Origin of the sequence: Streptomyces sp. BI87, from assembly GCF_025957665.1 — a bacterium.
Lineage (GTDB): Bacteria > Actinomycetota > Actinomycetes > Streptomycetales > Streptomycetaceae > Streptomyces > Streptomyces albidoflavus.
In genome coordinates, this window is sequence record NZ_CP110079.1 from 745509 (window position 1) to 767569 (window position 22061).

General features: G+C 73.4%; 22 protein-coding genes. 5 read left to right on the plus strand and 17 right to left on the minus strand.

Annotation, left to right across the window (positions count from 1 at the left end):
- Positions 1-84 precede the first annotated feature (84 nt).
- On the minus strand, positions 85-1083 hold the full coding sequence (locus OIM89_RS03150; protein ID WP_030694784.1) for a TIGR03842 family LLM class F420-dependent oxidoreductase: 999 nt from the start codon (positions 1081-1083) through the stop codon (positions 85-87).
- A 312-nt stretch (positions 1084-1395) separates the two neighbouring features.
- Between OIM89_RS03150 and OIM89_RS03155 the strand changes: the two genes are divergently transcribed.
- The gene (locus tag OIM89_RS03155; protein WP_030694783.1) at positions 1396-1818 is read left to right on the plus strand and encodes a hypothetical protein; all 423 of its coding nucleotides are present in this window, start codon (positions 1396-1398) and stop codon (positions 1816-1818) included.
- A gap of 99 nt (positions 1819-1917) precedes the next feature.
- Here OIM89_RS03155 and hydA read toward each other — a convergent pair whose 3' ends face one another.
- The 4 genes from hydA to OIM89_RS03175 all read right to left on the minus strand — a co-directional run bounded on the left by hydA (position 1918) and on the right by OIM89_RS03175 (position 6185).
- On the minus strand, positions 1918-3318 hold the full coding sequence (gene hydA, locus OIM89_RS03160) for a dihydropyrimidinase (RefSeq protein ID WP_226964695.1): 1401 nt from the start codon (positions 3316-3318) through the stop codon (positions 1918-1920).
- Positions 3319-3406: 88 nt separating this feature from the next.
- Positions 3407-4249: a nitrilase-related carbon-nitrogen hydrolase gene (locus tag OIM89_RS03165; protein ID WP_030694781.1), complete on the minus strand. Its 843-nt coding sequence runs from the start codon at positions 4247-4249 to the stop codon at positions 3407-3409.
- Positions 4250-4417: 168 nt separating this feature from the next.
- A complete protein-coding gene (locus OIM89_RS03170; RefSeq protein WP_151170348.1) occupies positions 4418-5659 on the minus strand; it encodes a hypothetical protein in 1242 nt (413 codons plus the stop codon).
- Between the two features lie 130 nt (positions 5660-5789).
- Entirely contained in the window at positions 5790-6185 is a 396-nt protein-coding gene (locus OIM89_RS03175; RefSeq protein ID WP_003951860.1) for a PPOX class F420-dependent oxidoreductase, read from the minus strand.
- Positions 6186-6319: 134 nt separating this feature from the next.
- Here OIM89_RS03175 and OIM89_RS03180 point away from each other — a divergent pair, with 134 nt between their 5' ends.
- Positions 6320-7009 carry a PepSY domain-containing protein gene (locus OIM89_RS03180; RefSeq protein WP_151167640.1) on the plus strand — a complete coding sequence of 230 codons (690 nt, stop codon included), beginning with the start codon at positions 6320-6322 and terminating at the stop codon, positions 7007-7009.
- A gap of 37 nt (positions 7010-7046) precedes the next feature.
- On the opposite strand, the gene ggt is transcribed toward OIM89_RS03180, so the two are convergent.
- The 4 genes from ggt to OIM89_RS03200 all read right to left on the minus strand — a co-directional run bounded on the left by ggt (position 7047) and on the right by OIM89_RS03200 (position 11043).
- The gene (gene ggt / locus OIM89_RS03185; RefSeq protein ID WP_264490960.1) at positions 7047-8855 is read right to left on the minus strand and encodes a gamma-glutamyltransferase; all 1809 of its coding nucleotides are present in this window, start codon (positions 8853-8855) and stop codon (positions 7047-7049) included.
- A 104-nt stretch (positions 8856-8959) separates the two neighbouring features.
- The gene (locus tag OIM89_RS03190) at positions 8960-9679 is read right to left on the minus strand and encodes an SGNH/GDSL hydrolase family protein (protein WP_030694776.1); all 720 of its coding nucleotides are present in this window, start codon (positions 9677-9679) and stop codon (positions 8960-8962) included.
- The gene (locus OIM89_RS03195) at positions 9676-10125 is read right to left on the minus strand and encodes a cupin domain-containing protein (RefSeq protein WP_264490961.1); all 450 of its coding nucleotides are present in this window, start codon (positions 10123-10125) and stop codon (positions 9676-9678) included. The genes OIM89_RS03190 and OIM89_RS03195 overlap by 4 nt, the downstream gene beginning before the upstream one ends.
- Before the next feature lie 78 nt (positions 10126-10203).
- Entirely contained in the window at positions 10204-11043 is an 840-nt protein-coding gene (locus OIM89_RS03200; RefSeq protein WP_047468662.1) for a helix-turn-helix domain-containing protein, read from the minus strand.
- A gap of 139 nt (positions 11044-11182) precedes the next feature.
- Here OIM89_RS03200 and OIM89_RS03205 point away from each other — a divergent pair, with 139 nt between their 5' ends.
- Positions 11183-11932, plus strand: coding sequence for a hypothetical protein (locus tag OIM89_RS03205; RefSeq protein WP_175458653.1), 750 nt, complete (start codon positions 11183-11185; stop codon positions 11930-11932).
- Between the two features lie 118 nt (positions 11933-12050).
- Entirely contained in the window at positions 12051-13646 is a 1596-nt protein-coding gene (locus OIM89_RS03210; RefSeq protein ID WP_175458654.1) for a CocE/NonD family hydrolase, read from the plus strand.
- Between the two features lie 51 nt (positions 13647-13697).
- Here the strand turns inward: OIM89_RS03210 and OIM89_RS03215 are convergent, their stop codons facing one another.
- From OIM89_RS03215 to OIM89_RS03235, 5 genes are all read right to left on the minus strand, one after another.
- The gene (locus tag OIM89_RS03215) at positions 13698-14570 is read right to left on the minus strand and encodes an amino acid ABC transporter permease (protein WP_030694771.1); all 873 of its coding nucleotides are present in this window, start codon (positions 14568-14570) and stop codon (positions 13698-13700) included.
- Entirely contained in the window at positions 14567-15211 is a 645-nt protein-coding gene (locus OIM89_RS03220) for an amino acid ABC transporter permease (RefSeq protein ID WP_030694770.1), read from the minus strand. Before OIM89_RS03220 ends, OIM89_RS03215 begins: the two co-directional genes overlap by 4 nt.
- 14 nt (positions 15212-15225) lie before the next feature.
- A complete protein-coding gene (locus OIM89_RS03225) occupies positions 15226-16173 on the minus strand; it encodes a glutamate ABC transporter substrate-binding protein (protein ID WP_030694769.1) in 948 nt (315 codons plus the stop codon).
- 12 nt (positions 16174-16185) lie between these two features.
- On the minus strand, positions 16186-16929 hold the full coding sequence (locus OIM89_RS03230; protein WP_003951850.1) for an amino acid ABC transporter ATP-binding protein: 744 nt from the start codon (positions 16927-16929) through the stop codon (positions 16186-16188).
- Between the two features lie 160 nt (positions 16930-17089).
- Entirely contained in the window at positions 17090-17527 is a 438-nt protein-coding gene (locus OIM89_RS03235) for a DUF6278 family protein (RefSeq protein ID WP_003951849.1), read from the minus strand.
- Between the two features lie 352 nt (positions 17528-17879).
- Between OIM89_RS03235 and OIM89_RS03240 the strand changes: the two genes are divergently transcribed.
- Positions 17880-19670, plus strand: coding sequence for an SGNH/GDSL hydrolase family protein (locus OIM89_RS03240; protein WP_264490962.1), 1791 nt, complete (start codon positions 17880-17882; stop codon positions 19668-19670).
- A 13-nt stretch (positions 19671-19683) separates the two neighbouring features.
- Here OIM89_RS03240 and OIM89_RS03245 read toward each other — a convergent pair whose 3' ends face one another.
- The 3 genes from OIM89_RS03245 to OIM89_RS03255 all read right to left on the minus strand — a co-directional run bounded on the left by OIM89_RS03245 (position 19684) and on the right by OIM89_RS03255 (position 21532).
- Positions 19684-20463, minus strand: coding sequence for an exodeoxyribonuclease III (locus tag OIM89_RS03245; RefSeq protein WP_030694767.1), 780 nt, complete (start codon positions 20461-20463; stop codon positions 19684-19686).
- 36 nt (positions 20464-20499) lie between these two features.
- Positions 20500-21132 (minus strand): MBL fold metallo-hydrolase, encoded by a 633-nt coding sequence (locus OIM89_RS03250; RefSeq protein WP_030694766.1) that lies wholly within the window; start codon positions 21130-21132, stop codon positions 20500-20502.
- Positions 21133-21199: 67 nt separating this feature from the next.
- Positions 21200-21532, minus strand: a complete 333-nt coding sequence (locus OIM89_RS03255; RefSeq protein ID WP_229359958.1) for a TetR-like C-terminal domain-containing protein — start codon at positions 21530-21532, stop codon at positions 21200-21202.
- Positions 21533-22061: the final 529 nt, after the last annotated feature.

Consider the following 22061-nt stretch of genomic DNA (forward strand, 5'->3'; position numbering starts at 1 on the left):
GGATCATGCCGTACGGCCGGTGGAGGTCCGGCGCCGGACCCCGGGCCCCCACCGGCCCGCCGTCACCGGCGAGTTGGGCGCCGGTCAGCTCAGGGCGGGGATGACGGTCGAGCCGTAGGCGTCGATGACCTCCTCGCGGGCGTCGTGCATGGCGTAGACGGCGAACTGGTCGACGCCGAGCTCCCGCAGAGCGCGCAGCCGTTCGATGTGCGCCTCGGCCGGGCCGAGCAGGCAGAACCGGTCGACGATCTCGTCCGGGACGAAGGCGGTGTCGGGGTTGCCGGAGCGCCCGTGGTGGGCGTAGTCGTACCCCTGCCGCTGTTCGACGTAGGCGGTGAGCGCCTCCGGGACCATGTCCGAGTGGGCTCCGTAGCGGGCGACGAGGTCGGCGACGTGGTTGCCGACCATGCCGCCGAACCAGCGGCACTGCTCCCGGGCGTGGGCGAGGTCGTCGCCGACGTAGGCGGGCGCGGCGACGCAGATCTTGACGGCGTCGGGGTCGCGTCCGGCCTCGGCGGCGGCGGTGCGGACGGCCTTGATCATCCACTCGGTGAGGTAGGGGTCGGCCAGTTGCAGGATGAAGCCGTCGCCGCGCTGCCCGGTGAGGGCGAGCGCCTTCGGGCCGTAGGCGGCGATCCATACGGGCAGCTTGCCGTCCTTGACCCATGGGAGCCGGATGGGTTCGCCGCCGACGGAGGCCTCGCGGCCCTCGGCGAGGTCCCGGATGGCGTCGACCGCCTCGCCGAGCCGGGCGAGGGTGTTGGGCGGGCGCCCGGCGACACGCATCGCGGAGTCGCCGCGGCCGATGCCGCAGACGGTGCGGTTGCCGTACATGTCGTTGAGGGTGGCGAAGGTGGAGGCGGTCACCTCCCAGGTGCGGGTGGAGGGGTTGGTGACCATCGGGCCGACGGTCAGCCGGCTGGTGTGCTCCAGGATGCGGCTGTGAATGACGAACGGCTCCTGCCAGAGCACGGCCGAGTCGAAGGTCCAGCCGTAGCGGAAGCCGTTCCGTTCGGCGCGGCGCATCAGCCCGACCACGGTCGACGCGGGGGGATCGGTCTGTAGAACGAGTCCGAAGTCCATGTCCAGCTCTCTCCTCGGTGGCGGTACGGGCGGTGGGAGTTGGTGGTCCGGGGCGCGGGCGGGGCCCGGCCGGCGCGGAGGCGTTTCACAGTAGGGCGCGGGGCGCACCGAGCCGGGAGCCCGCGACGCGCGTCGCCCGGGCCGGTACGGCCGGGGCGAGCGCACGCGCCACCGATCTGCGGCTCCGCGGTAATTGCTGATCCATCCGAATGAAGGCCCCGTTTCGCTCCGCGCGAATGTGAAGAAGAACGGCAGACTCCTTCTGAAGCCCGCCACGTTCGTAGCGGGTGTGGCAGTTCCGAAAGGTCTCTCATGCGCAACCTCCTCAAGGCCGCCGCCGTCGGCGCCGTCGTCGCTCCCCTGGTCCTCGCCGGCGCCTCCGTGGCCGCCGCCTCGGACGGCCCCTCGTACGCCAAGCACACCGCGGTGGCGGGCCCCAAGGGCGCGGCCTCGTCCTTCGTCCTCTCCGGCTTCCACGGGAAGCACGGCAAGCACGACCACGGCAAGCGTTCCGTGGAGGCCCACGGCAAGGACAAGGGCAAGCACGGCAAGGGCAAGGGCGGCCCGAGCTACAAGAACGTCACCAAGTTCGCCGGCCCGAAGGGCGCCTGGGTCAACAAGACCGCCAGCGGCGTCAAGGGCAAGGGCAAGCACGGCAAGGCGTACTACTACAACGACTTCAAGTTCGCCGGCCCCAAGGGCGCCGGCACCAGCACCACCGCCTCGCACTCCTGATCACCTCCGGACCGTCAGGTCCGGGCCTGCACACGGCACCGCGGCGGCCCCTGGGACACGGTCCCCGGGGCCGCACCGCTGTGCGCCCCCGCGCCCGGCTCAGTCGAGGTGCTGGCTGGTGGCCCGGGGCACGTACATCCCCTGGCCGGCCCGGCCGGTGTACCGGCCGCCGTCGATCACCGGCACGCCGCGGGAGAGCACGGTGCGCACCCGGCCGGTGACCTTCTTGCCCTCGTAGGGCGAGTAGTCGACGTTCATGTGGTGGGTCTCGGCCGAGAGGGTCTGCTCGGCGTGCGGGTCGTAGAGGACGATGTCGGCGTCGGCGCCGGGGGCGATGGTCCCCTTCTTCGGGTACAGGCCGAACATCCGGGCCGGGGCGGCGCAGGCGATCTCGATCCAGCGGCGGCGGCTGATGTGGCCGTCGACCACGGCCTGGTGGAGCAGATCCATGCGGCTCTCGACGCCCGGCATGCCGTTGGGGATCTTCGAGAAGTCGTTCCGGCCCAGCTCCTTCTGCCCCTTGAAGCAGAACGGGCAGTGGTCGGTGGAGACGACCTGGAGGTCGTCGGTGCGCAGTCCCCGCCAGAGCGCGGCCTGGTGCTCCTTGGGCCGCAGCGGGGTGGAACAGACGTACTTGGCGCCCTCGAAGTCCGGCTCGGCCAGGTTGTCGGTGGAGAGGAAGAGGTACTGCGGACACGTCTCGCCGAAGACCGGGAGTCCCTGGTCGCGGGCGCGCGCCAGTTCGGCGACGGCCTCCTCGGCGGAGACGTGCACGACGTACACCGGCGCCCCCGCGACCTGGGCCAGCTTGATGACCCGGTGGGTGGCCTCGGCCTCCAGCAGGGCGTTGCGGACCTCGCCGTGGTGGCGCGGGTCCGTCTCACCGCGGGCGAGGGCCTGTTCGACCAGGACGTCGATGGCGAGGCCGTTCTCGGCGTGGGTCATGACCAGGCCGCCGTTGGAGGCGGCCTGCTGCATGGCGCGCAGGATCTGGCCGTCGTCGGAGAGGAAGACGCCCGGGTAGGCGGTGAACAGCTTGAACGAGGTGACGCCTTCACCGACGAGCGCGTCCATCTCCTTGAGGGAGGCGGCGTTCACGTCCGACATGATCATGTGGAAGGCGTAGTCGACGGCGCACTGCCCGTCGGCCTTGGCGTGCCAGGCGTCGAGCCCCTCGCGCAGGGAGCCGCCCTTGGACTGGATGGCGAAGTCGACGATGGTGGTCGTGCCGCCCCAGGCGGCTGCCCGGGTGCCCGTCTCGAAGGTGTCGGACGCCTGGGTGCCGCCGAACGGCATCTCCATGTGGGTGTGGGCGTCGACGCCGCCGGGGATCACGTACGTCCCGGTGGCGTCGATCTCGTGCTCGGCGCTCCAGCCGGCGGCCGCGTCGGTGCCGTGGGCGGCGAGGGCCGCCACCCGGCCGTTCTCGACGAGGACGTCGGCGTGCAGTTCGTCGGCGGCGGTGATGACGAGGCCGCCGCGGATGACCGTACGGTTCATGGGGTTCCCTCCGGTACCGGTGCAGGGGGCGGGCGCGCGGGCGGGGCGGCCGGTGCGGCGGCCCCGCCCGGGGGTCCGGTGGAGCCGGTCAGGGCGCGGTGAGGCCCTCGTAGGCGTCGGGCCGGCGGTCCCGGTAGAAGGCCCACTGGTTGCGGACCTCCTCGATCAGGCCGAAGTCCAGGTCCCGGACGAGCAGTTCCTCGGTCTTGTCGTCGGCGGGGTCGCCGACGAACTGGCCGCGCGGGTCGACGAAGTAGCTGGTGCCGTAGAAGTCGTTGTCGCCGTACTCCTCCTGGCCGACCCGGTTGATGGCGGCGACGAAGTACTCGTTGGCGACGGCGGCGGCGGGCTGCTCCAGCTGCCAGAGGTAGGCGGAGAGGCCGCGGGAGGTGGCGGAGGGGTTGTAGACGAGCTGGGCGCCGTTGAGGCCGAGCTGGCGCCAGCCCTCGGGGAAGTGCCGGTCGTAGCAGATGTAGACGCCGATGCGGCCCACCGCGGTGTCGAAGACCGGCCAGCCGAGGTTGCCGGGCTTGAAGTAGTACTTCTCCCAGAAGCCCTTGACCTGCGGGATGTGGTGCTTGCGGTACTTGCCGAGGTAACTGCCGTCGGCGTCGATGACGGCGGCGGTGTTGTAGTAGAAGCCCTCCTGCTCGACCTCGAAGACCGGCACCACGATCACCATGCCGGTCTCACGGGCCAGGGCGCGCATCCGGGAGACGGTCGGCCCGTCGGGCACGGCCTCGGCCCAGCGGTAGTGCTCGGCCTCCTGGACCTGGCAGAAGTAGGGGGCGTTGAAGACTTCCTGGAACCCGATCACCTTGGCTCCGGCGCGGGCCGCCTCGCGGGCGTACTCCTCATGCTTGGCGATCATGGATTCGGTGTCGCCCGTCCAGGTCGCCTGGACGAGTGCTGCGCGTACGACAGGGGCCATGGGGTGCTCCTTCGACCGGTCGTCAGCAAGGGCTTTCTACGCCCGTAGAAGGGACGTAGGAGGACGAACGTAAGCCCCTCGCAGGCGCGGGGCAAGACCATCTCCGCCCACGTCCTGAGTCGGCCGCGTTCGGCACCCGTGCGGGCGCACGCCTCCTCGGGGAACGGATCAGGCGAGGACCCCGGCGACCCGGAAGGCGTGCACCAGGTCCCAGTGGCGCTCCTCGGAGACACCCCGGGCCGCGTCCAGCAGCAGCGGGACCAGCCGGTCCGGGTCGCTGCGCGCGACGCCCGCCGCGTCCTCGGGCGAGCGGACCGCGAGGTAGGCCCCGGCGAGGGCGCGGGCCTGGCGGTCGCGGCCGTCACCCGTGAGCAGGCGCAGGGCGTCGGCGATCTCGGGGACGGGCCGGGCCACCCCCTGCCGCAACAGCTGCCGGGCGTCCGCGCCGCGCCCCGCGGCGGCCAGCGCGTCGGCGGCGGCGACCAGCCCGGCCGGGGGCAGCGCGGCCACCTCCCAGAGCAGCGTCGCCCAGTCGGCCTCCAGCCCGGCCCGGTGGAGTTCGGCGGCGAGCAACGGCAGCCGGGGCGCGGGCCAGCCGGCCAGCTCGGCGAGGACGACGTGTGCCTCGCCTCCCCTGCCCTGGGCCCGCAGGGCGTGCAGCCGGGCGACGGCACCGGTGGCCGCGTGGGCACCCTCCGGGTCGGGGCGGGACGGGGCAGGCTCCTCGGCCGGGCCGGCCACACCGGCGAAGCGGGCACCCCGGAGGGCGGCCGCGGGGGCCGGGGCGACCGGGGCGGGGGGCTGCGGCGGCTCGGCGGCCTCCTCCGCGATCCCCGCGAAGCGGGCGCCGCCCCGGGGTCGCTTCTTCGGCTTGGCCAGCTGGGCGGGGCGCTCGGGGGCGGGGGCGGCCGGGGCCGCGAGGGCGTCGGCGCGGGCGCGGAGTTCGGCGCGGCGCGCGGTGGCGCGCCGGTGGTCGTCCTCGGCCCAGGCGAGGTCGACGTCGAGGGCGGCGGCCGCCTCCTCGGTGGTGGCGGTGGCGCGGTGGGCGGTGAGTTCCTGGAGGCGTTCGGCGGCGTACCGCTGCTCGCGGAGCATCACGTCGAGCCGGCCGGCGAGGGCGGCTGCCGCACCAGGCAAGGCGTCGTGCGCGGCCGTGGCGGCGGCGTGCAGCGCCCGGGCGGCGGCCGCCTCGGTACGGGCCACCGCCGCGCCCTGGTCCGAGGCAAGGTCCTGGAGCAGCGCGTCGACCACGTCCCAGGGCGGCAGTTCACTCCCGGCGAGGCAGGCCCGCATGCCGTCGGGGTCGCGTTCCAGGAAGACGGCCAGCCACCCGGACCGCCGGTCGAGCCGGGCCGTGAGCCCGGCCAGGAATCGCGCGAAGTCGACTGCCGCGCCCGGGAGTTGTGCCACTGCCATCGCTGCCCGCCCCCAACAGACCGAAGGCCCGGCGCCGGAGCACCGGGCGGGGTTCCTCAGGTCCGGTAGGAAACACCACGGTTGTTTCGGCGGGGCTACGGGCGTTTTTCGTGGGGCCGCCGCGTCAGAAGGTGATGGCGACTCCGGTGTGCGGGCGCTTGCCGAGCCGGCCGATCATCCCGCCGATGTCCAGGACGTAGAACTGGAGGCGGTACTTGCGGCCGAAGCGCTTGCGGAGGCGCTTGAGCCCGTCGGCGTCCTCCACGAGGCGGGCGGTGCCCTCGGCGCGCGGCGCGTCCTCGGCGACCTTGCCGCGCACGTCGCAGACGGTGACGCGGACGCGGGGGTCGCGCCGCAGGCGCTTGATCTTCCAGGAGTCGCTACGGGTCCAGACGTACAGGGTGTCGTCCTCGCGCACCGCCCAGACGGGGGTGGCGACGCCGGTGCCGTCCTTGCGGAAGGTGGTGAGGCTGACGTAGGGGGCTTTGCCCAGCTCGTCGAGGGTCGTGTCGGGGGTCATGGGGAGAGGGTAGGGCGCGCGGGAGTGCGGGGGCGCGCCCCGGGCGGCCCATGCGCCGGGTGGCGGTCCGTTTGCGGGCCCGGGTTCGGGTCAGTGAGCTAGGAGTACGACGTTCCGCTTGTGAGAGGCCCTCGATGAACCGCAGCACTCCCCGCTCCCCGCACCGCCGCCCCTCCCGTGCCCCGGCCGCCGCTCTGCTGGCCCTGGTGGCACTGGGCGCGGCGGGCTGCTCCGACGGGAACGAGCCGGAGACGGGGACGACGCCCGGCACCTCGCAGAGCGGGACCCCGACGCCCTCGCCGACCGTGTCGGAGGAGGAGACCGCCACTCCGATGGACGACGACGCGCGGGAGAACCAGGCGCTGCTCGCCGCCACCACCGTCTCGCTTCCCCAGGCGGTGAAGGCGGCGGGCGAGGACGAGCCGGACGCCCGCCCGGTCGCGGTGGAGCTCGGCCGGTCCGAGCGGGACGCGCCGCACTGGACGGTCACGCTGGCCGAGGACGACGGCTCGGCCGTCGCCCGGCAGGTCGACGCGGCCTCCGGCGCCGTCTCCGACAGCCCCGCCGACGACCGGCCGGACGACGAGCCGGACGACCGCGAGGAGCGGAAGACGCTGCTGGAGGGGGCGGAGACCGACGCGTCGGAAGCGACGAAGGCGGCCACCGACCGCCGCCCGGGGACGGCGATCAAGGCGGAGCTGGAGGAGTCGGGCGGGACGGCGGTGTGGCAGGTGGAGGTGGTCGACCAGGAGTCGTTCCGTACGACGGCGGTCGACGTGGACGCGGGCGACGGGCGGGTCCTGCGCGAGGACACCGCCGACTGACGGCCGGCCGCGCGGGGAGCGGCCGGCCGCCGGACGGTCAGGGCCGGCCCGGCCTGACCACCATCGCGGACCCGCCGCCGCGCCGCTCGGTCTCGGCGGCGGCCAGCCAGCGGCCGTCGGGGAGCCGCTGTACGGCGGTGGCGGCGCCGATCTCGGGGTTCTGCCGGAAGGTGTGGCCGAGCTTCTCCAGCCTCCCTCGCAGGGGGGAGTCCCACAGGCCGGGCTCGATCTCGGTGGCGGCCGCGTTGCGCTGGCTGGCGCGGGGCGCGGCGATGGCGTCGACCAGGGGCAGGCCCCGGTCGACGACGCCGGTGAGGGTCTGGAGCACGGTGGTGATGATGGTGGCCCCGCCGGGCGAGCCGAGGGCGAGCACCGGCCTGCCGCCGTCCAGGACGATGGTGGGCGCGATGGAGGAGCGCGGGCGCTTGCCGGGGCCCGGCAGGTTGGGGTCGGGAACGCCGGGGGTGGTGGGAGTGAAGGAGAAGTCGGTCAGCTCGTTGTTGAGCAGGAAACCCCGGCCGGGCACGGTGATGCCGCTGCCGCCGGTCTGCTCGATCGTCAGGGTGTAGGCGACGACGTTGCCCCAGCGGTCGGCGGTGGTCAGGTGGGTGGTGTTCTCCCCCTCGTACGTGGTGGGGGCGGGGGTGCCGCCGGAGGGGCAGCCGGCCGGGTCGCGGGGGTCGCCGGGGGCGAGCGGGCTGGTGAGGGCGGCGTCGTCGCGGATGAGGCAGGCGCGGGAGGCGGCGAAGCGGGAGCTGAGCAGCTCCGTGGTGGGCACCTCGGAGAAGGCGGGGTCGCCCACCCAGCGGTTGCGGTCGGCGAAGGCGATCCGGCTCGCCTCGATGAACCGGTGGAGGTAGCGCTCCGGAGAGGCCGCCTTCAGGTCGGTGGACTCCAGGATGTTGAGCGCCTCACCGACGGTGGTGCCGCCGGAGGAGGACGGGGCGATGGAGGCGACGTCCAGGCCCCGGTAGCGGGTACGGGTCGGCGCGTGCCGCTCGGTGCGGTAGCGGGCGAGGTCGGCCTCGGTGAGGCGGCCGGGGCGGACGACGCGGTCGGTGTCGGGGCCGGCCGGCGGCTTGTTGACGGTGCGCACGATGTCGCGGGCGAGCGGGCCCCGGTAGAGGGCTTCGACGCCCTTGCGGCCCAGCTCCGCGTAGGTGCGGGCCAGGTCGGGGTTGCGGAAGGTGGAGCCGGTCTCGGGAAGTTTCCCGCCGGGCAGGAAGAGCTTCGCGCTGGCGGGGAAGTCGGCGAACCTGGCCTGGTTGTCGGCGGTCTGGGCGCGGAAGGTCTCGTCCACGGTGAAGCCGTCGCGGGCCAGGCGCTCGGCCGGTTTCAGCAGCTCGCCCAGCGGCTTGCTGCCCCAGCGGCCGAGCAGGGTGCGCCAGGTGGCGGGGGTGCCGGGGGTGCCGACGCCGAGGCCGCTGGTGACGGCTTCGGCGAAGGGGATGGGCTTGCCGTCCTCCAGGAAGAGGTCGGGTCCCGCGGTACGGGGCGCGGTCTCCCGCCCGTCGACGGTCTGGACGGTGCCGGTGCGGGCGTCGTAGAGGACGGCGTACCCGCCGCCGCCGATGCCGGCGGAGTACGGCTCGGTGACGCCCAGCGCGGCGGCGGTGGCGACGGCCGCGTCCACGGCGTTGCCACCCCGGCGCAGCACCTCGATCCCGGCGGCGGAGGCGTCCTCGTCGACGCTGGAGACGGCGCCGCCGTGGCCGACCGCGACGGGGGACTTGCCGGGCGCCGCCCGCTCGGGCGCCCCCGCGTCGGGTGGCGCGGCGGCGCCCACCGAGAGCATCGCCACGGCGAGGGCGCAGAGCGAGAGCCTGCGCGTGGGGGACGGACGCATTCCTTACCTCCAGTCAGCAGCCGTCCGCGCAGCGTAACTTCACCCGGGGCGCCCGGCCAGGACGCCTCGGCCGGGCCGGACTGCTCGCCGGCCGCCGGGACCGGCTACCCGCTCCGGACCAGCAGACCGGTGTCGATGACCTCGGCGATGTGGGCGGCGCCGCGGCTGTTCTGGTGGATGTGGTCGGTCGTGAGCAGGAGACCGCGCCGGCGCGAGATCGCGTCGAAACTGCGGCGCAGCACGGCGTGCTGGAGGAGAACGCCGACACCGGCTGCCGGCGTCGCCTCCCGGTAGGGAATCGGCGGCGCGTCCGCCCGGCGCAGTTCCTCCGTCTGGCGTTCGTGGAGCGGAAGGTAGGCCACCTCCTCGGCGGCGGCGACCTCGGCGATCATGCGGCTGTACGCCAGCGACGCCCGCGCCGCCGGCCCGTCGGGTTCCTGGCCGAGCACCGGAGGCGACAGCAGGCCGATCCTCGCGTCGGTCTCGGCTCGCAGCCGGGCGACGACGGCGCCCAGGCACTGCTGGAACCAGCCTGCCGACGGGCGCTCGGGGAGCCGTTTGCGCTTCATGACCTGCTCGACGGGGTAGCCGGCGAGGCTCGCCCGGGCGTCGTTGGTCCCGATCAGCACGGTGATCACCTCGGGCGGGTCCGCGACGACGGCGTCGAGACGCTGGAGGAGGTGGTACGCGAAGTCGCCGTTGACGCCGAACCGGGCGAGCCGCACGTCACCGGCCGGGCGTCGGCGTTCGAGAAGATCCAGGTAGTCGACGCTCACCTGCGCGCGGGTGAGGCTGTCGCCGAGGCACGCGACGCGGGTCGTCACGGCGCTTCCTCCGGGCGGGGGGTGGTGGCGGTCCGGGGGCGGTGTTCGGTGCCGAGGGTCGCGGTGACGGACAGGAGGGACGCCGGCCCCTCCAGGTCGACCGCGTGCCACACCCCGGCCGGGTTGACGGTGGCCTCGCCCGGCCCGAGCACCACGCGGTCGGGCACCCCGCCCACCTCGCGGGTGACCGCCACGGAACCGGAAAGGCAGACGACCAGTTCGTCACCGGCGGGGTGACACTCCCAGTGGCCGCCAGGCCCCTCACCGTCGAAGATCATCACCATCCGGCCCTCGGCGCCGTCCTCCGCGACGGCGGCCGTGTACGCGTGGAGCACCTCCGGGTCCCAGGCGAAGCCCTCGACGGGTCTCGCTCTCGATCCCCGTCCGAGGTGCACGGGAGTGGTCCGCAGGTCCACGGCTTCGGTTGCGTGGTCGACGAGTCTCATGCCGACGATCGTCCGGGACAGCGCGGGAGCAGTCTTGAAGAAAAGGGAACAGCAGCCGGTGCGAGGGGCGGGCGGCGGCTACCCGGCTCCGAGGAGGACTTCGCCGCGACGCCAGACCGTCGGTGACCGGCCCGTGAACTCGCGCCAGTCCCGCACGAGATGGGCCTGGTCGGCGTAGCCGGAGACGGCTGCCACCTCGCCCCACGGCAACGGGTCCGCGACCGCCGCCAGTTCGTGCGCCTGCGCGAACCGCAGGACCCGGGCGAAGGTCTTCGGCGACAGGCCCAGCTCACCGCGGAACCGCTCGGTGAGATACCGACGGCTCCAGCCGAGTTCCGCGGCGAGGGCACCGACCTGGACGCCACCCCGCGCGGCGACGAGGCGGCGCCAGGCCTCGGCCACCTCGGGGCGCACCCGGTGCTCGTGGCCGGCGTGGGCGCCACGGCCGACGGCCCTGAGCAGCAGTTCGTCCAGCACGGCGAACCGCGCCGCCCAGGTGCTCGCCGCGCGGAGCCGGTCGGACAGCTCGCCGGCAAGCGCTCCGAGCAACTCGTCCAACGGGACCAGCTGATGGGCGAGCTCGGCGGCGGGCATGCCGTAGAGGGCCCGGGCCCCGAGCGGCGTGAGCGCCACCTGAACCCCCCGCTGGCGCCCGTCGTGGTGAATCGCGACGGACCGGCACATCAGACCGCCGGCCACGCCGCTGAACCGGGTGACCGGTGACCCGTCGTCCACACCCGCCGCCACCCGCAGCGGGTCGTCCGACAGGCTGATCACCACGGTGAGCGCGCGCCCCGGCGGACCGCAGTGCACCCCGGCCGGGAGCCCGCGGAGGTCGAAACCGACGTACGAGTCGACGTACCGCCTCAGGGCGGGCGCCGGACGGGCACCGGCCCCGGTGGCCGTGTGGTCCTCCATTTCGTCAGTGTAGGAGCCGCCCGGGTGTAGGGCGACGGACGCTCCGGGGTTCAACACCGCCCCGTCGCACCCCCGTTGCGCCTCCCGGCCGTCGCCGCCGGTGCTGCAACACCCGTTCGAGGCACTACCATGCGCGCCCATGACAGCAGAACACCTCTCCCTCCTCCTCGGTGGTCTCGGCGCGGTGGTGTGCCTGGCGGCCGGCTGGCTGGCACGTGCCCAGTGGTCGCAGCGGAGGCTCCGCCGCCGGCAGGCATTCCTCGGTCTGCCGGACCACTCGGAGTCCCTTCTGGTGGTCGGCCGGGACGGGGGCGGGCCGGAGCCGGTGGTCTCGCGGCCCGACATGTTCGCCCTGCTGGAGCTGGCGGCGCTGGTGAAGCAGTGCAGGGCGCACACCCAGATCGTCACCCACGACACGGCGCAGCAGGGCTTCGGCGAGCGCACCGAGTTCTGCGTCGGCCATCCCTCGTCCAATCGCCGGATGGCCGCCCACCTCACCTCCCTCCTGCCGGGCGTGCGGATCAACACCGAGCCGGAGCCCGGACCCGACCGGGGGGCGTTCCTGATCGGCGGGGAGCGGTACCGGATGGAGCAGGGCGTGGGCGAGCACGTGCTGCTGGCGCGGCTGACGGGCGGCCAGGGCGGACGCCCGGTCTTCCTGTTCTGCGGGCAGCGGCCGATCACGCCGCAGGCGGCGACGCGCTACCTGGCCCGGCACCACGAGAAGCTGGCGCGCAAGCACGGCACGGGCACCTTCGTGCTGCTGCTGAAGGTGGTCAACTCGGCGGCGTACGGGTCGGACGTGGTGGAGCTGGTGGCGGACGTGACGAAGGCGGCGCAGGAGCCGGCCCCGGTGCCGGCCGCGCGCGGTTCGCACCGGGCCAAGTAGGCGCGAGGGCGGGCGACCCGCAATCGTTACTCGTGCGTAACCTACCCGCCGGTTACCGTCGGTAAGTCATTCCGCTTACCGTCGGGGCACTTGTCCTGCCCGCAGCGAGGAGTGACCCATGAGACGCCCCCGCCCCGCCCTCACCACCACCGCGGCCTGCGCGCTGACCGCCGCGCTCGCCGTCGGTACGCTCTCCGCGCCCGCCCACGCCGCCCCCGAGACCCCGGCCAAGGCCCAGGCCGGCGCCGCGGCCTCGGGCATCCGCTTCGTCGACATCACCAGCGCCGACGGCACCGTCCTCAAGGCCAACGTGGTGACGCCCACCGGCTCCGCCGCCGGCGACCGCCATCCGGTGATCGTGCTGCCCACCAGCTGGGCGGTCCCCCAGATCGAGTACCTGGCCCAGGCCACCCAGCTGGCCGACTCCGGCTACGTGGTGGTCAGTTACAACTCGCGCGGCTTCTGGCAGTCCGGCGGTGAGATCGAGGTGGCCGGGCCGCCGGACATCGCCGACGCCTCCGCCGTCATCGACTGGGCCCTCGCCCACACCCCGGCGGACCCGGAGCGGGTCGGCATGGCCGGGGTCTCCTACGGCGCCGGGATCAGCCTGCTCGCCGCCGCCCACGACCCCCGGATCAAGACGGTGGCGGCGCTCAGCGGCTGGGCCGACCTCATCGACTCCATCTACAGCGGCCGCACCCAGCACCTCCAGGCCGCCCTCCTGCTCGGCGGCTCGGGCCTGATCACCGGCCGCCCGAGCGCCGAACTGAAGCAGATCCTCGGCGACTTCCTCGGCTCCAAGCTCGACAAGGAGCAGCAGATGATCGACTGGGGGAAGAAGCGCTCCCCCGCCACCCACCTCGACGCGCTGAACGCCAACGGCACCGCCGTGATGCTCGGCAACGCCTGGGGCGACAGCCTCTTCCCGCCCAACCAGTACGCCGACTTCTACGAGAAGCTGACCGGCCCCAAGCGGCTGGAGTTCCGCCCGGGCGACCACGCGACCTCGGAGGCGACCGGCCTGCTCGGCCTGCCCAACGACACCTGGACCTCCGCCCGCCGCTGGTTCGACCACCACCTCAAGGGCGAGGAGAACGGCGTCGACCGCGAGCAGCCGGTCCGCGTCAAGTCCCGATCCACCGGCGCCTACGAGAGCTACCCGGACTGGAAGTCGGTCGGCGCCGACAGCCGCAAGATCGACCTGGCCGGTACCCACACCATCCGCGCCAACGTCGACTCCGGCGCCAACGGCGGCATCATCTTCCTCACCAACGCCCTCGACCAGCTGATCCAAACGCCCCCGATGGCGTCGATGCCGCTGCTCCCCCGCCGGTACGCGGCCGTCTGGCAGTCCGAGCGGTACACCGGCGGGGCGGCCGTGCGCGGCACCCCCGAGGTGCACACCACGGTGACGCCGACGAAGAGCAGCGGCACCTTCGTGGCCTACCTGTACGACGTGGGGCCGCTGGGCGTCGGCAAGCTGGTCACGCACGCCCCGTACACCTTCCACGACCGCGAGCCGGGCCGGCCGTTCGCCGTGGACCTGGAGCTGTACTCCACGGCCTACGACGTTCCGGCCGGTCACCGGCTCGCTGTCGTCGTGGACACCGTCGACCCGCTGTACATCGAGCACAACCCGTCCGGCGCGCAGCTGACCTTCTCCTCGCCTGCGGACGCCCCGGGTCACGTGTCGGTCCCGGTCCGCGAGAAGTGATCTCCGGCTGCTGCCGGGCAGGCCAGGGGCGGTGTGCCCCGGGTCGCCCCGCTACCGTTCGCCCGGCAGCAGCCCTCCCGGTTCGGCCCGGGTGACGGCGGCCGCCTTCGCCTTCGGATTGCGGCGCTGTCTGCGGGACACCCACTGGGCGAACCACGAGAGCAGCATGCACATCCCGATGTAGATCGGCGAGATCACCATCACCACGGGGATGAAGGGCAAATCGTAGTCGAGGTTGGAGGCGATGAGTTTTCCGGCGTGGAGGAACTCCTCGTAGGTGATGAGGTAGCCGAGCGAGGTGTCCTTCAGCGCCACCACCAACTGGCTGATGATGGCGGGCAGCATGGCGCGCAGCGCCTGCGGGGCGAGGACGTGCACCATGACCTGGGTCTTGCGCATGCCCAGCGCGTAGGCGGCCTCCCGCTGGCCCTTGTCCACGGAGTTGACGCCGGAGCGGAAGACCTCGGCGAGGACCGAGCCGTTGTAGAGGGTCAGGCCGGTGACCAGGGCGGGCAGCGCCTGTACCTGGAGCGCGACGAAGACGAAGAAGATCATCACCAGCACCGGCATGGCCCGGAAGAACTCCACGATCACCGTAGCCACCCAGCGCACCGGCCGGTGGTCGGAGAGCCGCCCGACGGCGAGCACCCCACCGAGGACCAGGGAGAGCACCGAGGCGTACGCGAACGCCTTGAGGGTGTTGCCCAGTCCGCGCAGCAGCAGTTCCTGGATGCCGGTGTAGGCGAAGGGGCGCCACTTGGCGGTGGTGAACTGGTCGGTGTCGAAGAGCAGGTACACGATCCAGCCGAGGATCACGGCGATCGCCAGGGTGGCGAGGACGCTGAAGATCCGGTGGCGTCTGCGGGCCTTGGGCCCGGGGACGTCGTAGAGGGCCGAGGGCTCCTGCTCGTACTTGGCGGTCATCGGGCGACTCCCCAGCGCTTCTCCATGAGGTGGAACAGGGCGCTGATGGTGAGGGTGATGATGAGGTAGCCGAGCGCGATCCAGACGAAGGTCCAGATGATGTTGTAACCGAGCTCGCTGAGGGTGCGGTAGGTGCCGAGGAGTTCGGTGACGCTGAACGCCCCGGCGATGGCGGAGTTCTTGGCCAGCGCGATCAGCGTCGAGCCGACCGGCGCGATCACCGACCGGAACGCCTGCGGCAGCACCACGGCGGAGAGGGTCTGGCCGAAGGTCATCCCGAGGCTGCGGGCCGCCTCGCCCTGGCCGCGCGGCACGGTGTTGATGCCCGAACGCAGCGCCTCGCAGATGAAGGCCGAGGTGTAGCACCCCAGTGCCAGCACCGCGAAGAGCTGGAAGGGCAGGACGAGGCCGAAGCGCGGCAGGCCGAGCAGGACGGCGAAGAAGAGCAGGGTCAGCGGGGTGTTGCGGAGCACGGTGACCCAGGCCGTGCCGAAGAAACGCAGCGAGGCGACGGGCGCCACCCGGAAGGAGGCCATCAGGAAGCCGAGGACGAGGGCCAGCAGCGAGGCGTAGACGGTGAGTTCGACGGTGCCGAGGAACCCTTTGCCGTAGGCGGAGAAGTTGTCGGTCAGGACGTTCACGGGCGCTCCCCTCCTCAGCCGGCCGCGTAGCGGTCGATGGCGGGCGGCTTAGGCGCGGGGACTCCGGAGAGGCCGAGCGTCGCGTCGTACGCCGCCTTCCAGTAGCCCTTGCGCTCCCCCTCCTCCAGGGCGTCGTCGATGGCGAGCCGCAGCGCGTTGTCCGAGCGCAGCACCCCGATGCCGTACGGCTCCTCGGAGAAGGGCTTGCCGACGACCTTCAGTTCCTCGGGGACCTTGGCCGCGTACCCGAGCAGGATGGCGTCGTCGGTGGTGACGGCGTCGACCTGGTAGGTCAGCAGGTTGTCCACACAGATCGAGTAGGTGTCGTAGGAGACGAGCACGGCCTTCGGGAACTCCTCCTGCATCCGCTGGTACGGCGTGGAGCCGGCGGCGGAGCAGACGCGCTTGCCGTCGAGGTCCTCGGGGCCTTTGATGTCCTCCTCGTCGGTGCGGACCAGCAGGCCCTGCCCGGCGACGTAGTAGGGGCCGGCGAACCCGACGAGCCGCTTGCGGTTGTCGTTGATGGTGTAGGTGCCCACGTAGTAGTCGATCTGGCCGTTCTGGAGGGCGGTCTCGCGGTTGGCTGAGGCGATGGTGGTGAAACGGACGCGGTTCTCGGCGAAGCCGAGGTAGGCGCCGACCATCTTGGCGATCTCGATGTCGAAGCCGGTGTAGCCGCCGCCGGCCGGGTCCTTCTCGCCCAGGTACGGCTGGTCCTCCTTGGCACCGACGATCAGGGCGCCGCGGGACTTGGCCTTACGCCAGGTCGGTGACTCGGGGAGGCTGAAGCCGGTGTCCACGCGGTAGTCGGGGAGCTGGTCGGCGCGGGGGCCCTTGACCGGCGGGCTGCCCTCCTTGCCGCAGGCGGCGACCAGGGAGAGGAGGACCAGCAGGGCCAGGGCCAGCAGGCGGGTGGTGCGGCCCGGGCGGGTGCGGCGGCGGATCGGGTCGGTGTGCGTCATGGCGTCACCCCCTCAGTGCTTGAGGATCTTGGAGAGGAAGTCCTTGGCCCGGTCGCTCTCCGGGTTGCTGAAGAAGTCCTCGGGGGTGCGGTCCTCGACGATGCGCCCGCCGTCCATGAAGACGACCCGGTTGGCGGCGGAACGGGCGAACCCCATCTCGTGGGTGACGACCACCATGGTCATCCCCTCCCGGGCGAGCTGCTGCATCACCTCCAGCACCTCGGTGATCATCTCCGGGTCGAGCGCGGAGGTTGGCTCGTCGAAGAGGAGCGCCTTGGGGTCCATCGCCAGCGCGCGGGCGATGGCCACCCGCTGCTGCTGCCCGCCGGAGAGCTGGGCGGGGAGCTTGTCGGCGTGCTCGGCGAGGCCGACGCGTTCCAGTAGTTCGCGGGAGCGCCGGTCGGCCTCGGGCCGTTTGCGGGAGCGGACCTTCATCTGGGCCAGCGAGACGTTCTGGAGCACCGTCTTGTGGGCGAAGAGGTTGAACGCCTGGAAGACCATGCCCACCTCGGCGCGGAGCCCGGCGAGCGCCTTCCCCTCCTCCGGCAGCGGCTGCCCGTCCAGGCGGATGGTGCCGGACTGGATGGTCTCCAGCCGGTTGACGGTGCGGCAGAGGGTGGACTTTCCCGACCCCGAGGGGCCGATGACGACGACGACCTCTCCGCGGCCGACGGTGAGGTTGATGTCCTTCAGGACGTGCAGGTCGCCGTAGTACTTGTTCACGTCGTGCAACTCGATCAACGGATCGACAGCCATGCCCAGCTCTACCCACTTCCAGCGGTGTCGGTCCGCGCAAACTATCCAGCGCCTCTCAGGGCCGGACAAACGACACGCACAGGGCGGGATTAACCGTATTTGCCCATCCTCGCACCGCCGCCCGGCGGGTACCGGCGGGCGCGACCCGGGCGGCCAAAGGTCAGCCCTCGGAGATCTCGGCGTACATCTGGGAGAGCTCGGGCGCACCGTGCACCGCCCACTCGACACCGGCCTCGACGACGTGCAGTTCGCGGCCGGAGGGCAGCCGGACCACGACGCGCCCACCCGGCCAGACGTGCCAGCGCGCGCCGGGCACGGTGCGCACCACGACGGTGCCCAGGTACAGCCCGGCGTCGTTGCCGAGCCAGGGCAGCACCTCGGGGTCGTCGCGCCAGCGCGGCAGCAACTGGTCGAGGGCGGCCAGTGAGGCCGGGGTGTCGTCCAGCTCCAGCCCGGCCACCTGCGCGTGCGAGCGCAGCAGTTCGCACTCGGCGAAGAGGTCGGCGGCGGCGTCCGGGTGGTCCTCGAAGACGGCGGCGGCCGAGCGTCCCGGTCCGCTCTGCCGTTCGCGCCACTTGTCCAGGAAGGGGATGTGCATGCCGTCCAGCGTGGCACCGCCGGACGCCGGGAGGCCACAGGCGCGCGGCCGGAGACCGGACATGGCCTGTTCGGCGCCAGGGGGTGTCTTCGAAGTCCCGCACGGCGCCGTGGGGACTGTCGAAGACACCCCCTGGTTCACGCCCCGTCGGCCGAGGCGCCGTTGACGCTCCCTCAGCGCCGTTCCTACCGTGGTCCGGACTTTCGCCCGCCCCGCCCGACGCACCGAAGACCTCCGGCACCACGGCACCGGCGCCGCCGACCGGCACCATCGAGTCGGCGGCGGGCCGCGACGTGCCGGGTGTGCCCGCCAGGACGACCGAGGACAGACACCGAAGAAGAAGGGGGCGCCTGTGCGCCGACAGCTGTGGGGGCCCGCCCTCGTTCTGGCCCTGATCACCAGCGCCGCCTCGCTGACCTCGGCGGGCGCGGCCGAGGAACGGGAGCCGCGGCCACTGCGCGAGCTGTACGACAACCGGGCGGTCAGCGAGGACGGCCGGCCGGGCGCCGCCGACTTCGACGGGCAGGGCCGCTCCCTGCCGGCCGCCGCGCTGCGCGCCGCCGGCTGGCGGGTCGGCGCCCGCCCCGCCGTGGAGGGCACCCGGCTCGACTGGCCGGTCTCCAGACCCGGCAGACCCGACAACGTGCGCGCCCACGGACAGCGGGTGGCCGTCGAGGGGCGCGGCGACGCGCTCACCTTCCTGGTCGCCGGAACGGGCGGCGAGGCGACCGGTACCGGCACCGTCCACTACCGCGACGGCGGCCAGAGCCGCTACCGGCTGACCGCCCCCGACTGGCGCACCGGCCCGCTCGCCACCAAGGCCGTCGCCCTGCCGTACCTCAACAGCCGCGAGGGCCCCGTCGCGGACCGCCCCCGGCTGTACGTGGTGACGGTGCCGCTGGACGCGGGCCGCACCGTGGAGTCGGTACGGCTGCCGCACGTACGGGGGCTGGGCCGCTCGCTGCACGTCTTCGACCTGCGGGTCCGTCCGGCGGCGGAGGGCTGGACGGGGAGCTGGTCGGCGTCGACGGCGGGGCTGCCGGAGGTCGGGCCGTGGCGTGACCAGACGCTGCGGCTGGTGGTCAACCCCACCAAGTCCGGGCCGACGGCGCGGGTGCGGCTCTCCAACACCTTCGCGGGGACGCCGGTGCGGGTCGGCAGCGCCACCGTGGCCGTCCGCGCCGTGGGCGCCGCAGCCCGGTCCACGCCCGTGCCGCTGACCTTCGGCGGTGAGGAGTCGACGGTGCTGCCCGCCGGGGCCGAGGCGGTCAGCGACCCGGTCGCCCTCGCCGTGGAGGAGGGCGCCGATCTGCTGGTCAGCCTGCACCTGCCCGGCGCCGTGCCCTCCGTCCCGCTGCACGACAAGGCGGTGCAGAAGTCGTACCTGAGCACCCCGGGCGACCACGCGGCCGACGCCGACGGCGCCGCGTACACCGGGACGGTGGGGACCTGGCCGCTGCTGACCGGTGTCGACGTGAGCGGCGGGCCGGGTTCGGTCGTAGTGCTCGGGGATTCCATCACCGAAGGGGTCGGCACCACCGAGGGCGCCAACAAGCGGTGGACCGACGCGCTGGCCCGGCGGCTGCGCGAGCAGGACCGCGTGCCGCGCTACGGCGTGCTCAACCAGGGCATCTCCGCCAACCGCGTGCTCAGCGACCGCTACCCGGGCGACGGCGTCTCCAACGACACCGGTGGCGTCAGCGCCCTCAACCGGCTGGACCGGGACCTGCTCTCCCAGACCTCGGTGCGGACCGTCGTCCTCTTCGAGGGCATAAACGATGTCCGGTGGGGCGCGCGCGCCGACGAGGTCGTCAGCGGACTGCGGCAGCTGGCCGAACGGGCGCGCGCCCGGGGCGTACGGGCCGTGGTGACCACCCTCGCGCCGTGCGAGGGCGAGTCACGGTGCACCCCCGCCGTCGACGCCGAGCGGACCGAGATCAACCGGGCGCTCCGCGCCGACCGGGACTCCTTCGACGCCGTCCTCGACTTCGACCGCGTCCTGCGCGACCCCGACCGCCCGGCGCGGATGCTCCCCGCCTACGACAGCGGCGACCACCTGCACCCGGGCGAGGCGGGGCTCCAGGCGCTGGCGGACGCCGTCGACCTGACCGTGCTGGACGGGCGGCGGGGACGCGCGCGGTGAGCGCCCCGGCGGCTCAGACGGTGAGGTCGGTGACGACCGGGGCGTGGTCGGAGGCGCCCTTGCCCTTGCGCTCCTCGCGGTCCACGTAGGCGTCGGAGACGGCCGAGCGGAACGGGTCGTTGCCGTAGACGAGGTCGATGCGCATGCCGCGGTTCTTGGGGAAGCCGAGCTGGCGGTAGTCCCAGTAGGTGAAGGGCTGGTCGTACTTGAGGGGGCGCGGGACCACGTCGTCCAGCCCCGTGGCGCGCAGGGCGGCGAGGGCCTCGCGCTCCTCGGGGGTGACGTGGGTGGCGCCGATGAAGGCGGTGGGGTCCCAGACGTCGGAGTCGTGGGGGGCGATGTTGTAGTCGCCGAGGACGGCGAAGGGCCGGTCGCCCGCCGCGTCGTCGGCGACGGCGTCCCGCAGGGCGTTGAGCCACTGGAGCTTGTAGGCGAAGTGGGGGTGGCCGACCTCGCGGCCGTTCGGCACGTAGACCGACCAGACGCGGACCGGGCCGCAGGTCGCGGAGACCGCCCGGGGCTCCTCCACGCCGTCGTACGCGGGGCCGCCGGGCAGGCCGCCGACGACGTCGGCGAGGCCGACGCGGGAGACGATCGCGACGCCGTTCCACCGGCCGGTGGCGCGGACCGCGCTCTCGTAGCCCAGCTCGGCGAGGGCGTCGGCGGGGAAGGCTTCCTCGGTGGTCTTGGTCTCCTGGATGCACAGCACGTCCGTGCCGCTGCTCTCCAGCCAGGCCAGCAGCCTCGGGAGGCGCGCGGTGATCGAATTGACGTTCCAGGTGGCGATGCGCATGCCTGACAACCTAACCGACCCCGCCGACAACGCCCGTCAGACCTCGGTGAACGTGCCGGGGCCCAGGTGGTGGTGGTCGGTGCCGGCCAGCGCGCCGATCTGCCGCTCGTAGACGGGGAGGGCGAGGTCGGTGAGGAGGGCGTCGTGGATGTCGTAGGCGCGGGTCGGGCGGACCTCGCGGACGTAGTCGACGACCTCGGAGAGCTTGTTCCAGGGGGCCATGACGGGCAGCAGCAGGGTCTCGACGGGCCGGTCGGGGACGGTGAGCGCGTCGCCGGGGTGGAAGACCTCGCCGTCGACCAGGTAGCCGACGTTGGTGACGCGCGGGATGTCCGGGTGGATGACGGCGTGCAGCTCGCCGTGGACCTCGACGTCGAACCCGGCGGCGGTGAAGGTGTCGCCGTGACCGACGGTGTGGACCCGGCCGGGGAAGGCGGCGGCCATGGCCTCCGCCACCGAGGCGAGGGTCCACAGCTGGGCGGCCGGGTTGGCCTCCAGGGCGGCACGCAGGCGGCCCTCGTCGAAGTGGTCCGGGTGCTCGTGGGTGACCAGCAGGGCGTCGGCGCCGAGGGCGGCGTCGGGCTCGGTGAAACCGCCCGGGTCGATGACGAGCGTGCCCGACTCCTTCTCCAGCCGGACACAGGAATGGCGCTTCTTGATGAACCTCATGGTCCCATCGTGCTCCTGTCGTCCCGGCCCGGCATGTTCCCCCCACCCCGGGCCGTGAAGAGCGGCATCAGCACCTCGGCGTCCGTACCGCCTCCACCTCGCCCTGCGGGACCGTGCCGTGCTCCGTGTGGGCCGCGATGACCAGGCGGGGCGCGGTGGAGGCGGTACGGACGCCGAGGGCCCCGGGGCCGGCCTCGCCGCGCTCGACGGCGGCGCCCAGGATGCCGCGCAGGATCTCCTTGTGGGGCAGGACGACCCGCCGGTACACCTCCGCGTACAGCTCGGGGTGGCGGGCGCGCTGGGCGAGCAGCGGGCGCAGGGCGCGGCCGTGCGGGCGGTCGAGGGCGTCGGCGAAGGCGCCGAGCAGCCGGTCCGCGGAGGGCGAGGCCCGTCCGGCCACGCTCCCGCGCGCCCGCCGTACGCCCACCCCGGGTGGAGCCCCGTACGACCGCGAGCACCGTCACCGCCCTCACCCACGTCCGCGTCCTCGACGGTGAGCGCCTGCGGGAGCCGGCAACCGTGGTGATCGACGGGCCGCTGATCGGCACCGACCCGGCCGGCGCCCGGGTCGTGGGCTGCCAGGGCGCCACCCTGCTCCCCGGGCTGATCGACGCCCATGTGCACGTCCGCGACGCCGAGACCCTGGACCGGCTCGCCGACCACGGCGTAACCACCGCCCTGGACATGGGCGGCTGGCCCCCGGCCCTCCTCGACTCGCTGCGCGACCTGCCCGGCACCGCCGCCCTGCTGCGCGGCGCGGGCCCCGGCCGCCGCGCCCGGCAGCCTCCAGTCACGCATGCCGCACTTCCCCGAGAGCAGCCTGCTCGCCGGGCCCGAGGACGCGCAGGCCTTCGTCGCCGAGCGGGGGGAGCAGGGCGTGGACTACGTCAAGATCACCGCGGAGGTGCCGGGAGCACCCGGGCGCTCTC